A 15,868-nucleotide genomic window follows, 5' to 3' on the forward strand; every position below is an offset into this window, starting at 1 on the left:
CTTTGATTGGTCGTGGAGAGCCACCTCTGACAATTTCAACCAATGTAGAAAACCTCACCCACTCCCAAGTATCAGGAATATCATAAGGAACATCAATTTCTTGAGTACTTCCATCAGCAAACTTCCCATAATGTTTCTTATGTGCTTCAAGTATATAAAAAGGCGTAAAAATACGCCTATAGATAATGGGGTTGAAATAGGTTTATTGTTGATGAGATTGTAGATAATTCAATTTTTTACTTCCAATCGAATACTTAAAACCTCCACCTTTTCTGCCTGTAATTGTTCATCATAAAATTCAATATCTTCAGGATTTTCCCCTTGGCAACCTCGGTAGAAATATTCTTCCGCTCGATCAGGATTCAAAAATCGACAAGCACAAACAAAACAGTCTCCATCATCATTTATTGAGATAATATAGTAGATTGAAATAAGATGTAAACAAATCGATTAGGAAAGTTAAATTAGTTTCTAGAAATTTTTAGCAGATGTAGTGTACTATTCTAGTCTCAATTTACTATGGCTTCAAATATATCTTTCGAAAAAATATTTACAGATGTGTAATTTTGAAGCTTGCAAAAGTTAGTAAACTTGTAGATTTCGATTTGAAGTAACTTGTTTTCTTGCCCGATATTGTTTTTGAAATTGAATTTTTCCATAGTGACTCCTTAATTTTCTTCTACACGTCTGATGATAAATCTAATTCGCAAAAGAGTCAAGAGGATTTTTCGAAAAATAAATAGCGACCGAAATCGCTATTTTAAGGGTTATAGGTATTTGATGGCTTAGACTGCTGTGTGACTGTTTGCCCTCAGGCAATCTTTCTTCTATATTAGTATTAGTAAAGGTCTAAATAATTATCAATTTCCCATTGTGAAACGAAGGTTGCATAACTTGCCCATTCGATTCGCTTGGCTTCAAGGAAACTAGTATAGATATGTTCTCCAAGAGCCGCTCTGACAACCTCATCTTCTGTCAAAGCTTTCAAAGCGTTGTGAAGAGTTGATGGAAGGTCTGTAATACCAGCTTCCTTACGCTCTTCTGCTGTCATGATGTAAATATTTTCTTCAATAGGAGCTGGTGCTTCGATTTTATTTTCAATACCATGCAAACCAACTTCCAATAGAACTGCCATAGCGATGTATGGGTTTGCCATCGGATCCACTGAACGCAACTCAAGACGAGTTCCCATACCGCGTGAAGCAGGTACGCGCACAAGTGGCGAACGGTTACGACCAGCCCAAGCAATGTAAACAGGCGCTTCATAACCTGGAACCAAACGTTTGTATGAGTTAACCGTTGGGTTCATGATGGCAGTATAGTTGTAGGCATGTTTGATCAAACCACCGAGGAAATGGTAGGCCGTTTCTGACAACTGCATTCCTTTTGGATCATTTGGATCAAAGAAGGCATTGTTTCCTTCTGCATCAAACAAGGACATATTACAGTGCATACCTGATCCGGCAATACCAAATTTTGGTTTGGCCATAAAGGTTGCGTAAAGCCCATGTTTGCGAGCAATGGTTTTAACAACAAGTTTAAAGATTTGAATCTTATCACAAGCACGGAGAACTTCATCGTACTTGAAGTCAATCTCATGTTGTCCAACCGCAACCTCGTGGTGACTGGCTTCTACTTCAAATCCCATTTTGGTCAAGACATTCACAATCTCACGACGTGTGTTGTCCGCAAGATCAGTAGGTGCCAAATCAAAGTAGCCACCCTTGTCATTCACCTCAAGTGTTGGGTCTCCATTTTCATCCAGTTTAAATAAGAAGAATTCTGGCTCTGGTCCAAGATTGAAGGATTTGAATCCTACTTCTTCCATGTGACGAAGAGCACGTTTCAAATTGCCACGAGGGTCACCTGCAAATGGTTCACCTTCTGTTGTATAGACATCACAGATCAAACCTGCAACACTTCCATTTTCATCTCCCCACGGGAAGACTGTCCATGTATCCAAATCAGGGTACAAGTACATATCCGACTCATTGATACGTACAAAACCTTCAATAGAAGATCCATCAAACATAGCCTTGTTTGACAAGACTTTATCTAACTGTTCATCTGTAGCAGGAATTTCGACGTTTTTCATGGTTCCCAAAATATCTGAGAACATGAGACGGATAAAGGTAACATTTTTTTCCTTGACTTCACGACGAATATCTGCAGCTGTGATTGGCATGAGTTTTCTCCTTAAATGTATGACTACTTGCGGTTGCCTAACCGCGACCAAAAGGTGACCGTACTGAAGCAAAGCGACCCTGTTGGAGGAGTTCATTGTGAAGTGCACGACGTACTTCAGTCTGACTAACCGCTTTCTTGGATTTCGCTTCACGTTCAGCATATTTTTTCTTAATGGCAGCGATATTATAACCTTCAGAGATATAATCTTTGATTTCAAGCAGACGATCCATGTCATTCAAGGAATACATGCGACGGTTCCCTTCGTTTCGATCAGGCTTAATCAACTCTTGATCTTCATAATAACGAATCTGACGCGCCGATAGATCGGTCAACTTCATAACACTGCCGATAGGAAAAACAGCCATATTTCTGCGAAATTCTTTTTCCTTCATTTACAATTTCCTTCTTTCTGTCTATTATAGTCTAAAAAAAGACAAACGTCAATTGATAATGTTATAAAATGTAACATTATTTTTCTTTTTTCTCTAAAAAGAGCCGAATACGATCAATATCGTAATTTACGAGAATTGCGACAAAAACTCCCATGAAAGTTTCTGATACACGCGCAAACACGTACAAAATCGTTTCCCCACTCGGGATCGATAGTGTAATAATTAACATAGCTGCTACACCACCAATAACCCCTGCTTTGTTATTCATGGCTACATTTGTCATAATGGTTAACATGGTGCAGATTGGAACAACAACTAAGGTTACCCAAAAGGCTTCGTGGAAAAAACTATTTATTAGGAAGAAAACCAAGGCATAGAGGCCACCGATACTATTTCCTAGAATACGCGAAGTCCCAAAATGGACACTCTTATCAAAACTCTCCCTCAGGCTAAAAACGGCTGTCAAAGCACCAATTTGAAGACCTTTCCAACCAAAAAAGCCAAAAATCAAGAGAACTAGAAAAACAGCAATACCTGTTTTAAAGGTTCGCATACCAAGTTTGAACTGGGATTTATCGAATTTATATTTTTTAAAATAACTCATAATCTCAACTTTCTATTTCCATTTTATCATAAATCGGTGATTTTTATGAGGAATAGTTGAGAGGAAGCGTTTTTATTTTGAGCAAAAGAAAAGAGGAACTTTCACCCCTCTCTTCTTTGATTTGTTTATAAAATCTTATTTTTCTGTCAAGGCTGCAAGTCCTGGAAGAACTTTACCTTCGAGAAGTTCCATTGATGCTCCACCACCGCGTCACAAATACCTACACTAACACAAAAAGGTGACATAGCCACCTTTTTGTTAACGTTTCAGTTTTCTTCCTTTTCTACAAAATCAGGATTTTGTAGAGACTAACGGGCTGAAATTATTTTTCTGTAAGTGCAGCCAAACCTGGCAATACTTTACCTTCAAGAAGTTCCATTGATGCTCCACCACCAGTAGAGATCCATGAGAACTTGTCTGCACGACCAAGGTTGATTGCTGCGGCAGCTGAGTCACCACCACCGATGATTGATTTAACACCTGGTTGTTTCACGATAGCGTCCATCACACCGATTGTACCAGCTTGGAAGTCTGGGTTTTCAAATACACCCATAGGTCCGTTCCATACAACTGTTTTGGCACCAGTCAAAGCTTCGTCAAATTTAGCGATAGATTTTGGACCGATGTCAAGACCAAGGAAGCCTTCAGAAACTGCTTCACCTTCAGTGTCACGCACTTCAGTGTAACCAGCAAATGCGTTTGCTTCTTTTGAGTCAACTGGCAAGATCAATTTACCGTTTGCTTTTTCAAGAAGAGCTTTCGCAACATCCAATTTGTCTTCTTCTACAAGTGAGTTCCCGATTTCGATACCTTGTGCTTTATAGAATGTATAAGTCATACCACCACCGATAAGGACTTTATCAGCTTTTTCAAGCAAGTTTTCGATAACACCAATCTTGTCTGAAACTTTTGAACCACCAAGGATTGCTACGAATGGACGTTCTGGAGTTTCAACTGCTTCTTGGATGTAGGCAATTTCGTTTTCAAGAAGGAATCCAGCAACTGCTTTTTCAACGTTTGCTGAGATACCAACGTTAGATGCGTGTGCACGGTGAGCTGTACCGAATGCATCGTTTACGAAGATACCATCTCCAAGTGATGCCCAGTATTTACCAAGTTCAGGATCGTTTTTAGATTCTTTCTTGCCGTCAACATCTTCGTAACGAGTGTTTTCAACCAAGAGAACTTGTCCATCTTCAAGAGCGTTGATCGCTGCTTCCAATTCAGCACCACGAGTTACACCTGGGAACACAACATCTTGACCCAATTTTGCTGCCAAGTCAGCTGCTACAGGAGCAAGTGATTTACCAGCTTTATCAGCTTCTTCTTTCACACGTCCAAGGTGAGAGAAAAGAATTGCACGTCCACCTTGTTCGATGATGTACTTAATAGTTGGAAGAGCTGCTGTGATACGGTTGTCGTTAGTGATTACGCCATCTTTCAATGGTACGTTGAAGTCAACACGAACGAGGACTTTTTTACCTTTCAAGTCAACGTCTTTAACAGTAAGTTTTGCCATGTTACAAAAACCCCTTTATTTATTTTATTCGAAACTATTATATCACACTTTGGAAATATAAGGAAAGATTTCACAAGATTTTTCGATATTTAATCTTCATCTTCTTTTTTCTGTTTCAATGTCAATGCTAAACTAGCAAGACCAAGGCTTGCCAATCCTGCTATTAGGGCTTCATTGGCATCAGCAGTTCCTGTATTTGGCAATTGTTTGCCTGCTTCTTCTGATTTAACTGCTGTATTTTGGGCTGGTTTTTCTTGTGTAGGCGCTACTGCTGGTTCTGTTTTTACTTTTGTTCCAATTTCAACAATTTCTGGAATCGCCTCTTGGATGACTTCTGTTGAACGAAGACGACGCTGACCGTTTTCATCAACTTCAAAGACATGTCTCAACAGACCATCTCGTCCCTGTATGATGACTCGTTGTTCCCCAACTAGTATATCAGCATTTTCATGCTCTTGACGGTCAAAGGCAACCTTTTCCTCTTGAACTTCCAATTTAGGAGCCTTTTGTTGATCAGAAGCCGGTTGATTAGTAGTTTTTGGAAGGACTATGTTTTGTTGTTCTGGTTTAGTTGAGATAGTAACAAGGTCATTTGCACCATTAGATTCTACTCGTGGTTTCTCAGCAGATTCATAAACAAAGGCATAATGAGTAAAGTGTGGTGCTGTAAAGATAACATGACTATCCGTTTGTTCAAAAGCCAATTCCACTGCCTCTTTGCCTCCAGGTAAGAAGAATACTCTCTTCACTTTCTTATCTTTTTCAATTGGAATTTTCACAATAGAAGCGTAAGAAAGATCAACGTCTTGACCTTTTTCATCTAGACCTTCTATTTCAAAGACATGAGCATCTTCTCCAGCAAAGTATTTCTTCTCTTCAGCACTTGCTTGAACACGCTCTACTTTCAAGCCCTTGATGACAGTCTTCTCTTTATTTGAGAAGTGCACTTCAACACCTGTTTTACTATCAGAAAAGACTGCTGGCTTGTCTTCTTTCAATAAGGCAACCAGATCTTTCAAACTCTGTTTCGCTGTTGCAAGCTCTTCTGGACTCAAATCTACTTTTTCAACCAAGGCCTTGTTTTTCTCAAGAAGAGGAGCTAGGGCAGAACCTGAAGGATGGTTTGGTTTGGCAGCCAAGAGTTCTTGAGCCTCACCTGTTAAGCGATCAAGTTCTGTCTTTTCTTCCGTAAATTTCTCTTGACCATTCAGAGCTTTATGAGCTTCTGTCAATTTATTAAGACGGTCATTAACCTGATCTTGGGTACTAGTTTCATGGTCTTTCAACACTTGTTCAGCCGCTTCAATTGCTTTCAAGAAGGCTTCTTTTACTTCTGGTGAAGCAAAGTTATAGACCACCTTGTTCTTAGCCACTTCAACTTCTGCTAATTTTTGTTTAAGGTACTCATCGTTCAATGCTGCTTTTGGAGATACCAAAACATCAAAGTTGACTTTATGACCTTGGTAACGAAGCGTCAAGGTTTGACGACCAGTCTTTTGAGCATCGTAACCAGAAATTTCAACTCCCTCATCAGTAAAGGAATGTTCTTCCATGGTGTCATTGCTATAAGCCACTGCAAAGCGTCCTTCAGACAAGTCTAAGCTATCACCAACTAGGTAATCTTTTTTCGGTTCCTGACTTACTTCAATTCTCAAAATAGTTTTCGGACTTGCTTCATCTTGACTAGTAACAGTCACTGACAAATTCGCATTTACTGGTTGTCCCAAGTATTGGAGAGTAAGATTTTGTTCTCCCTTATGATGCGTGTCAAATCCTGATACTGATACACCTGCGTGAGTTAGGCGAATGAGTTCGTCCTCAGCTCCCCCTTCATACTGAACTCGAAGAACACCACCTCTAAGGTCCAAATCCTCCCCTTCGGCGTAGCTTGTTTTCTTAGGTCCTGTCTCTAGGCTGACTGACTTGATTTTTCTGTCATCTTTTGGAACGGAAACTGCTAGGACATTACTAATTTCCTTGCCTGGAAACTGGGTACGATAGTACAGAAGACCAGATTGATTTGTCAAATCCAATGGTGCACTTGCTAGGTCTCCTCCAACTTCGCTCTTCAAGGTTGCAAGCGGAGTTTGAGAATTTGGATTGTCATAAACGGTAATGGTTGCTCCAGCTGGTACATCCGCAAAACCAACCTGTACCTTGTTATTGCCTAGAGAACGGGCTGCAGCCTTGGCCATCGGAATATTGACACTCTCAGTATCAAGCTTTTCATACATTTTCCAGTTATAGATACGAATAGCCTTCCATGGAGTTCCATTGTCAGAAGTGACAACATTTAAGCGCCAATCTTGAGCTGTGATAGGTTTATCAAGGGTAATATCTGTAACATGAGCTTTATTGCCACGGACTTCCTTAGCCAACTTCCATTGACCATCCGCATCTTTATAATAGAGGTCAAAGTCTTTGGTGTTCATCAAACCATCGTTGACAGATTCTCCACCAGCTCCAGCATGATCCATGACCCATCTCACAACACGGCGTGGTTGTGTCAAACGAATATCAACGCTACCACTTAATTGAGAAGAAGACCATTTGTCAGATAGACTGGTGATGGTCCCATTCAACATACCTTCGATACCTTCTCCACCTTCTGTATCTGGGAAGGTACTTCCGATAACAGTAGCCCCTGGAACGATGTTTTCTGCTAGAGGTCTTGGAAGACTTGTGTCTTGGACAGTCATCCCCCACTCAAAGTTTGTAGTTGCTGCTTCAGAACGAAGGCCATTCTTACCAACTGCAACAACCTTCAACTCCTGACTAGTACCAGTCGCACTAGCTGAGCGGCTAACTTTTGGTAGGTAGATCGTAGTTGCAGATGAACCTGTCAATAGGCGCCAAGCATCGCCATCCTTTTCATAGACTTCATAGAAATCAGCATCTTTATGACCAGTAAATTGTACAACTGCTTCCGCTTCTTGGGCATTTTTAAGGACTTGTTTGGCTACAGCTACTGTGGTTGGTGCCTGAGGAGCATCTTGATTATTGCTGATGGTCAATTGCCCCAGGTTAAATTGATAACCTTTTAAGTCTTTGTCATTTTCAAAATAGAGTTTAATACCGTAAATTGTTTTACCTGCCAAGGCACTCAAATCAAAATCATCGGTAGTCCAGTTATCTGAAACTGTCAATTCTTTACGGGCAGCTTCATCACCATAGGTATAATCTTTCTTGGTTGCAAATTCTACATAAACCTTGGTCCCTTTGCCTCCTTTGTGGGCAACATGCAATTTGGTTGTATCTGTCACCTTCAAGCGAGTAGAGTACAAATTCACATCTTGCTTGGTCGCACCTGAAAGATCCCCTGCAAATTTAAGAGAAGTTCCACCATTATAAGCATCTTCAAAATCATAGCTTGCTTTCAACTTATCACCAGTTGATTTTTGCCACCAGCGCCATGTTGGAAGAACACCTGAAACTGAACGGTAATTCCACTCAGAATCCTTAGAAACCTTACCATCTACGAACCATTTTCTACCATGACCTGTATTAAAAGAAGTGGTAAAAGTATGACCTACTGCTGGCGTGCGGTCCGCAACTAGGTTGGCAATCCCGTACCAGTCCTTGTCATCTGGTTTTTGACCAGTTGGATCGCCTTGGTAACCAGTGAAGAAGATATTTTCATTCTTATGATAGTCTTCGCCTGTCTTGCCAAGACTTGTAATAGTATCTGGCGCAAAGAGACCAAGTGACAAGCGAAGTTTGCCATTTTCATCTAAAAGGGCATCCCATTTCACTTTAGTCTTATAAGAACCACCCTGTTGCAATTCCAATCCTGCAAAGACATCGTACTGGCTACGCTCTAGCCATTTGGCCATAGCTACAGAGTAATCATTCTTCTCTTTGGTCCAGTTAAAGTTAGCAAAGAAGTGATCAGCGGGTACCTTGTCCCCCTCTTTTTGCATAAACTGATAGTTGTATTCTCCTAAACCATCTTGGTGGTAACGTCCATAGTTATAAGTCATGGCATCGTACCAAGAATACTTGATTGGATGGTTTACCTTAGCAGCATACTCCTTGGTATAGAGCATAAACTGGCGCATCTTTTCTCCAAGAGGTTCAACCAAATCCCCAGTTGTTTCTTGGTTAATGAAATAGCCATCATAGCCATAATACTTGGCCATATCTACCAATTTACGGGCAATTGGGAAGCTACCATCTGCGTCTTGCTTCAAAGCTTCAGCGAATTTTTCTTGATCAGCAATACTATTAGACCAGTTGAAGAAGAGTGTACCATATACAGGAACCCCGTTACGGTGACCTGCATCAATAACGTCAGGAGTTGGTACGAGACCTTCCCAGAAGACCATTGAATCTAGATATTGCCAATAGTCAAAAGCATAGGCCTTGAACTCTTCTCCACCAACAGAAGCATGGTCTTTTGCTTTAGAATTGGTGTTTGATAAGGCTTGAACTTTTGCTTCCTTGCTAGCTTTTTCATTGACTAAATGACCTGTCCGACGTGAAGCGAGGACAACAGATCCGCGGTTAATAGCATCATCTTCACGAGCACCTGGTTCCCATTTTAACAATTCTTCCCAAGAATTAAATTTGATTTCCTTTGGTTTTAATGTTTTTTCTGTATTTTTAGGGACATCTGGCTGGACTTCTTTTTCAGTCTTATTAGCTTCGGCTGCTGGCTTAGACTCATCCCCTTGGTTAGTTGCTTCGGGCTTTGCTTCTGTTTCCTTGTCAGACTTAGGTTTTGCTTCTGCAGATGGTGTTTCTGCAACCACCTCACTTGCTTTTTCCTCTGGTTTAGCTGCGCTAGCTGCTTCTGCAGTTTCAGTAGTTGCAGCTTCATTGCTTGCTGGCGAAGCAGTTTCAGATGCTATCGCTACTCCTTCTGCCTTTTCTAGCTTGTTTTCTCTAGCATGTTCCCCTTCATTCTGCTTATCAGCTTCATTGGTCGAATGCTCACTCTCTCCTGAAACAAGCTCTGTATTAGCTCCGCTATTTTCAGGAACTGCAGTTTCTTCAGCCAAGGCTGGACTAGCAAATAAAACAGCACCAATCATCAGCGAGCAGGCTCCTACTGATAACTTACGAATACTGTAACGACAACGTCTTTCAAAAAATGAATTCTTCATTTTCTCCTCCTAAAAAATTGATTTTGTTGCACAAAAGAAAGCGCTTAACTTTCTTTATAAAATTTTTATCCCAATCACAGGGACCAAGATAATCACATTTTTATCCTAAAGCATTTTTTGACAAAAAACAATAGCTGTTTTCACAAATCTAAAATAAGGTTAAAAACTCTTAAAAATAATACACTTATCAATTATAATTTTCTTTTACAAACTTGACATTAACACTTGTTAGATTTACTTTTATCCTTTAAAATAGAATAGGAGATATTCCGCGATTATTTTTCGGAGGAAAAAGAAATGTCCATTAATTGGCAGGAAATTTTATTTCACTTTTTAGGTGGTCTGGGGCTATTCTTATATAGTATCAAGACCATGGGAGACGGTTTACAACAAGCTGCTGGAGATCGCCTTCGTTTTTACATTGACAAATATACTAGTAATCCTTTCTTTTGAGTTCTGGTTGGTATTGGGATGACTGCTCTAATTCAGTCTAGTTCTGGTGTAACAGTTATCACAGTCGGCCTGGTCAGTGCCGGTCTCCTAACCTTACGTCAGGCTATCGGAATTGTCATGGGGGCTAATATCGGGACAACAGTCACATCCTTTCTTATTGGGTTTAAACTAGGTGACTATGCCCTACCTATGCTCTTTATCGGTGCTGTCTGTCTCTTTTTTACGAAAAATCGGACAGTCAATAATATCGGACGCATCCTCTTTGGTGTCGGTGGTATCTTTTTTGCCCTCAATCTTATGAGCGGTGCAATGGCTCCACTCAAGGATTTACAGGTCTTTAAGGACTATATGATTGAGCTAAGTAAGAATCCTGTTTTGGGTGTCTTTGTCGGTACCGGCTTGACCTTACTGATTCAAGCTTCCTCGGCTACCATCGGGATTTTACAAAACCTCTACGCCAGCAATCTCATTGACCTGCAAGGAGCTTTGCCAGTTCTATTTGGTGACAATATCGGGACAACCATTACAGCCATCATTGCCTCTTTAGGTGCTAATATTGCAGCTAAACGGGTAGCAGGAGCTCATGTTGCCTTCAACGTTATCGGAACAGTCGTCTGCGTTATTTTTCTAGTTCCTTTTACAGCCCTGATTCATTGGTTTGAAGCTACGCTAAATCTAGCACCAGAAATGACCATCGCCTTTGCTCACGGAACCTTTAATATTACCAATACCATTGTCCAATTTCCATTTATCGGAGCTCTGGCTTACTTTGTAACCAAGATTATTCCTGGAGAGGACGAGGTTGTCAAATATGAACCCTTATATCTTGATGAGCATTTCATCAAACAAGCCCCATCTATCGCTCTCGGAAATGCTAAGAAAGAGCTCTTGCATTTAGGAAACTACGCTGCCAAAGCCTTTGACCTTTCCTATAAGTATATCATTGACTTGGATGAAAAAGTTGCTGAAAAAGGGCATAAAACCGAAGAAGCCATTAACACCATCGATGAGCAATTAACACGTTATCTCATTGCCCTTTCAAGCGAAGCTCTCAGTCAAAAAGAAAGCGAAGTGCTCACCAATATCCTTGATTCCTCCCGTGATTTGGAACGGATTGGAGACCACGCGGAGGCTCTACTCAATCTGACTGACTATCTTCAACGTAAAAATGTTGAATTTTCTGATGCCGCCTTGAAAGAATTAGAGGAAGTTTATCGTCAAACTAGTGACTTTATCAAAGATGCTCTGGATAGTGTGGAAAACAATGATATTGAAAAAGCACGCAGTCTTGTAGAACGTCATGAAGCAATCAATAAGATAGAACGTGTTCTCAGAAAAACCCACATCAAACGCCTCAACAAGGGCGAATGTTCAACACAAGCTGGGGTCAACTTTATAGACATCATCTCACACTACACTCGTGTATCAGACCACGCTATGAACCTTGCTGAAAAGGTTTTTGCAGAACAAATCTAAGAACCAAGAAGCTATCCATCATAATTGGATGGCTTTTTGCTTTTTCCTAAGCAAGACTAGGCTGAATGAAACTGAAAGAGTATTCTGCAGATATATAGTATATTGAAACTAGAATAGTACACCTCTATTTCTAAAACATTGTTAGAAATCGATTTGACTGTCCTGAACGATTTATCCTGTTATTATTTCATTTTATTATAGTGGATTAAATTAAAAAAGTATAGTATATAGAATCTATAACAGTACATCTTGACTGCTAAAATATTTCTATAAATTAATTTGACTTTCCTGATAGAGTTGTTCACATCTTATTTCAATTCACTATACAATCCAGTTCCTAAAACTTTGCTAGAAATTGATTTGGCTTTCCGAATTAATTTGTTCAAATTTTATTTCATTTCAATATACTGAAAAATCCATTCACTAGCACAGGGCAAGAGGGAGTCGCTATTGATTTCAACGGTAGCAGGTACATACAGAGGACTCCTACCTCAGATATACTGCAATATCATCGTATGCAAAAAACCTCTGAGATTTTTCTCAAAGGTTCTGATTTTGCTAATTGCTGTTCTCAACCGCTGCAGTAACAAAGGCAGTGTAGAGTTCTTCTGGTCGGTTTGGACGGCTTGACAGTTCAGGGTGATACTGACAAGCTACAAAGAATTTATTTTCAGGAATTTCCACGATTTCTACCAAACGATTGTCTGGAGAAACTCCTGAAAAGACAAAACCTGCTGCCTCAAACTGCTCACGGAAGGCATTATTAAACTCATAACGGTGACGGTGACGGCGTTGCAACACTTCTTGATTATGATAAGCAGCTGCTGCCTTAGAGCCACGTTTCAACTTAGACGGATAAAGCCCCAAGCGAAGGGTTCCCCCCATATCCTCAACATCAATCTGATCACGCATGATATCAATGATAGGGTATTTTGTTTCTGGTGCAAGCTCTGCAGAATTGGCACCTTCGAGTCCTAAAACGTGACGAGCAAATTCGATACATGTCAACTGCATTCCCAAGCAGACTCCCAACATTGGAACATCATTTTCACGCGCATAGCGGATGGCTTGGATTTTCCCTTCTGTACCACGTTGACCAAAACCACCTGGTACGATGATCCCGTCCGCATCAGACAAGAGTTCTGCTACATTCTCTGCTGTCACATCATTGGCATTGACCCAATTGATTTTAACTTCTACATCATTGACATAGCCAGAGTGTTTCAAGGCTTCGACCACTGAGATATAGGCATCTTGCAACTCCACATACTTACCAACAAGGGAAATCTTAACTTGTTTCTTGAGGTTCATGACCTTGTCCACCATGGCTGACCATTCTGTCATATCCGCTGCTGGTGCGTCTAATTTCAAATGGTCACAGACAATTTGGTCCATACCTTGTGCCTGCAAGTTCAGTGGAATTTGGTAAAGATGTTCGACATCCAACGATTCGATAACGGCTTCTGGTGCCACATCACAGAACTGGGCCAGTTTATTTTTAATTCCTTGACCAGCTGGCTCTTCTGTACGAATCACCAACATATTTGGTTGGATTCCCAATCCACGCAATTCTTTTACAGAGTGCTGAGTTGGTTTGGTCTTCATTTCACCAGCGGCCTTGAGGTAAGGAAGCAAGGTTGTATGGATGTACATAACATTATCCGCACCCACATCCGCCTTCATCTGACGAAGGGCCTCTAGGAATGGCAAGGACTCGATATCTCCAACAGTTCCACCAACCTCTGTGATAATGACATCAGAGTCGGTCGTTAGAGCGGCACGCTTGATTTTTTCTTTTAAAGCATCTGTGATATGAGGAATAACCTGAACAGTTGCCCCAAGGTATTCTCCACGACGTTCCTTACGAAGAACTTCACTGTAAATTTTACCAGTTGTCACGTTGGAATATTTGTTGAGATTGATATCGATGAAACGTTCATAGTGACCCAAGTCCAAATCTGTCTCAGCTCCGTCATCTGTCACAAAAACTTCCCCGTGCTGGTAAGGACTCATAGTTCCTGGATCAATATTGATATAAGGGTCAAATTTTTGAATGGTTACTTTAAGACCACGATTTTTCAAGAGACGGCCCAGACTCGCTGCCACAATCCCTTTCCCAATAGACGATACCACACCACCAGTTACAAAAATATATTTCGTAGACATAGATTCCTCTTTCTAAAGTGCTCAAGGTCTTGCTAACTACGTGGGGACATAGAAAACAAGACCCTACTAATAAGAATAATCTGGGACGACTGCACCAGATTCACAACTAATACTCTTCGAAAATCTCTTCAAACCGCGTCAACGTCGCCTTGCCGTAGATATGTGTTCCTGACTTTGTCAGTNNTTGAGCAGCCTACGGCTAGTTTCCTAGTTTGCTCTTTGATTTTCATTGAGTATAAAATACAAGAAGATAACTTCTTGTAAAAACAAAAATAGCTCCCTAAGAACTAGGGAGCTCCGACCTCTAAAAGAGGTGCCCGAACAATATGATACCTAAAAATAGGATAATTGTCAATAGCTAACTTTTATTCCTCGATGATTTCAGCATCATCATCTGAAAACTCGTCGTCTTCGTTGAGATCCACATCTTCTCCCAAGTCATCTGGAGCGATTTCGTTGATTTCTGCATCATAAGCTTCCACTTCATTTTTTTCATCATCTGGATTTTCATCATCGTATGAAAGAGCTGGATCTGCTTCGTATGCATCTTCGTCTTCTGGATCATCTGCATTGTAGTCAATGGCATCTGAATCACCATCCATAAAGGCATTGACACGTTTTTTCTTAGCTTTTGGTGCTACTTCATCGTCGTCATTTTCTTCAAGAGCGATGATTTCTTCGTCGATTTCGTCCACACCATACCATGAACGAAGACCCCATTTGTTGTCCCCAAGTGAGATGAAGCTACCGTCAAAGTTCAACTCTGTGTAGAACAAAGGCAAAGCTTCGCGGATATCGCTGTTTGATGTTCCAAGGTAGTTTTGAATTTCATTTACAAGATCGCTAAAATGCATCTCATGATCGCGACCACGAAGTTCCAAGATAGCACGCGCTACCTCAATCATAGATAGTTCACTTTTTTCTTGCCCAGCAAATACTTCTAATTCCAAAGCGTTTCTCCTCATTTATACTACTATCGCCAGAGCAAACAGACTCTGACCTCATTTTATCATTTACTCTTTATTTTACGATAATTTTGCGGAATAGTCAAAGGTTAAGGGGGAGAAAGTGGCAGGATTAGACTAATTCCAATATAAAACTCCTTCCTTTTTCTGTTGCTCCATTTTCCACAAATCCAAGCGACTTGAAACACCTCCTAGAAGCATGATTGTAGGTGTAGATTTCCTTAACTCTCAATTCTTTCCATCCTTTTACTCAAGCAAATTCAATCAAAGCACTTAGAATCTTTTTTCCAAGTCCTCGATGTTGGTAAGCGGAATTCCCAATCACAATGGGGAGATTATCCTGAGATAGTGTAATATCCCCAATTGGAAACCATTCTCCCTTCTCCTTGACTTCAATCCAAAAAGGCTCACCATGCCGATCCAAATAGAAATACATGGCTTCCAAGGTCGCTTGACTGTAAGGAAGCTTCACCCCATCTACGAGGTAAACCAAGTTCACATCCTGATACCAAGCAAAAGCTTCCTCACAATGATTGACCTTATAATAAGGAACAAGACACAATGCACTACCTTTTCAACAAAAGAGTTGCTGCTTGATTAAAACCATCACACCAGTTATACCATTTTGCTTCATACCCATCTTGAGCTAGGATACGATCTTCTAAATCAAAAACAGAGTAAATAGACTTCCTGCAAAACTAGAATCCTAGTTCATGATTGATAATACCAACAATCAAATTCATTCGTAATCCGAAGCGTTTACGATGATTTCGATAGGTTGTTGAAAATATTTTAAACGTTTTCATAGTGAGATGAAATAAGAACAGGACAAATCAATCAAGACAGTCAAATCGATTTCTAACAATGTTTTAGAAGTAGAGGTGTACTATTCTAGTTTCAATCTACTATACTTTGTCAAAAATACTCTCAACCTTGATTCTCTCCTTAGATAGCGCATGGTTATAGGCTTTATCTTCAGCTATTAGCGGCTTGAGTTTGCT

10 protein-coding genes and 6 pseudogenes are annotated in these 15,868 nt (G+C 40.4%); 2 read left to right on the forward strand and 14 right to left on the reverse strand.

The features are described from left to right. The 3 genes and pseudogenes from HT688_RS05600 to HT688_RS11720 form a co-directional block, all read right to left on the reverse strand. Positions 1 to 136 (reverse strand): annotated as a pseudogene (locus HT688_RS05600) (restriction endonuclease subunit S domain-containing protein); the annotation flags it as partial. Positions 137 to 228: 92 nt separating this feature from the next. Beyond that, complete coding sequence (locus HT688_RS05605) at positions 229 to 366, reverse strand: hypothetical protein (RefSeq protein WP_001067594.1); 138 nt, start codon at positions 364 to 366, stop codon at positions 229 to 231. Positions 367 to 509: 143 nt separating this feature from the next. Then, on the reverse strand, positions 510 to 659 hold the full coding sequence (locus HT688_RS11720) for a hypothetical protein (RefSeq protein ID WP_000410533.1): 150 nt from the start codon (positions 657 to 659) through the stop codon (positions 510 to 512). Here HT688_RS11720 and HT688_RS05615 point away from each other — a divergent pair. Then, a complete protein-coding gene (locus HT688_RS05615; RefSeq protein WP_001808898.1) occupies positions 624 to 743 on the forward strand; it encodes a hypothetical protein in 120 nt (39 codons plus the stop codon). The genes HT688_RS11720 and HT688_RS05615 overlap by 36 nt on opposite strands. A gap of 95 nt (positions 744 to 838) precedes the next feature. On the opposite strand, the gene glnA is transcribed toward HT688_RS05615, so the two are convergent. From glnA to HT688_RS05640, 5 genes are all read right to left on the reverse strand, one after another. Continuing rightward, positions 839 to 2,185 (reverse strand): type I glutamate--ammonia ligase, encoded by a 1,347-nt coding sequence (glnA, locus tag HT688_RS05620; protein ID WP_001122886.1) that lies wholly within the window; start codon positions 2,183 to 2,185, stop codon positions 839 to 841. Between the two features lie 37 nt (positions 2,186 to 2,222). Continuing rightward, positions 2,223 to 2,579, reverse strand: coding sequence for a transcriptional repressor GlnR (glnR, locus tag HT688_RS05625; RefSeq protein ID WP_000659548.1), 357 nt, complete (start codon positions 2,577 to 2,579; stop codon positions 2,223 to 2,225). 76 nt (positions 2,580 to 2,655) lie between these two features. Then, positions 2,656 to 3,183, reverse strand: a complete 528-nt coding sequence (locus HT688_RS05630; RefSeq protein WP_000119914.1) for an FUSC family protein — start codon at positions 3,181 to 3,183, stop codon at positions 2,656 to 2,658. A 322-nt stretch (positions 3,184 to 3,505) separates the two neighbouring features. Beyond that, positions 3,506 to 4,702: a phosphoglycerate kinase gene (locus HT688_RS05635; RefSeq protein ID WP_001096743.1), complete on the reverse strand. Its 1,197-nt coding sequence runs from the start codon at positions 4,700 to 4,702 to the stop codon at positions 3,506 to 3,508. An 89-nt stretch (positions 4,703 to 4,791) separates the two neighbouring features. Beyond that, positions 4,792 to 9,807 carry an endo-beta-N-acetylglucosaminidase gene (locus HT688_RS05640; RefSeq protein ID WP_078929778.1) on the reverse strand — a complete coding sequence of 1,672 codons (5,016 nt, stop codon included), beginning with the start codon at positions 9,805 to 9,807 and terminating at the stop codon, positions 4,792 to 4,794. A 297-nt stretch (positions 9,808 to 10,104) separates the two neighbouring features. Here HT688_RS05640 and HT688_RS05645 point away from each other — a divergent pair. Continuing rightward, a pseudogene (locus HT688_RS05645) lies at positions 10,105 to 11,736 on the forward strand (Na/Pi cotransporter family protein). A gap of 558 nt (positions 11,737 to 12,294) precedes the next feature. Here the strand turns inward: HT688_RS05645 and pyrG are convergent. The 6 genes and pseudogenes from pyrG to HT688_RS05675 all read right to left on the reverse strand — a co-directional run. Beyond that, positions 12,295 to 13,902, reverse strand: coding sequence for a CTP synthase (gene pyrG, locus HT688_RS05650; protein ID WP_172923637.1), 1,608 nt, complete (start codon positions 13,900 to 13,902; stop codon positions 12,295 to 12,297). A 365-nt stretch (positions 13,903 to 14,267) separates the two neighbouring features. Continuing rightward, complete coding sequence (gene rpoE / locus HT688_RS05655; protein ID WP_000418403.1) at positions 14,268 to 14,852, reverse strand: DNA-directed RNA polymerase subunit delta; 585 nt, start codon at positions 14,850 to 14,852, stop codon at positions 14,268 to 14,270. Between the two features lie 127 nt (positions 14,853 to 14,979). Next, a pseudogene (locus HT688_RS05660) lies at positions 14,980 to 15,429 on the reverse strand (GNAT family N-acetyltransferase). Positions 15,430 to 15,433: 4 nt separating this feature from the next. Continuing rightward, positions 15,434 to 15,556: pseudogene (locus HT688_RS05665) on the reverse strand (chromosome partitioning protein ParB); the annotation flags it as partial. A 9-nt stretch (positions 15,557 to 15,565) separates the two neighbouring features. Next, positions 15,566 to 15,670: pseudogene (locus tag HT688_RS05670) on the reverse strand (IS5/IS1182 family transposase); the annotation flags it as partial. A 105-nt stretch (positions 15,671 to 15,775) separates the two neighbouring features. After that, positions 15,776 to 15,868 (reverse strand): annotated as a pseudogene (locus tag HT688_RS05675) (IS5/IS1182 family transposase); the annotation flags it as partial.

It is taken from the genome of Streptococcus sp. 1559 (genome assembly GCF_013276735.1).
In the GTDB taxonomy this organism is placed as follows: Bacteria; Bacillota; Bacilli; order Lactobacillales; family Streptococcaceae; genus Streptococcus; species Streptococcus pseudopneumoniae.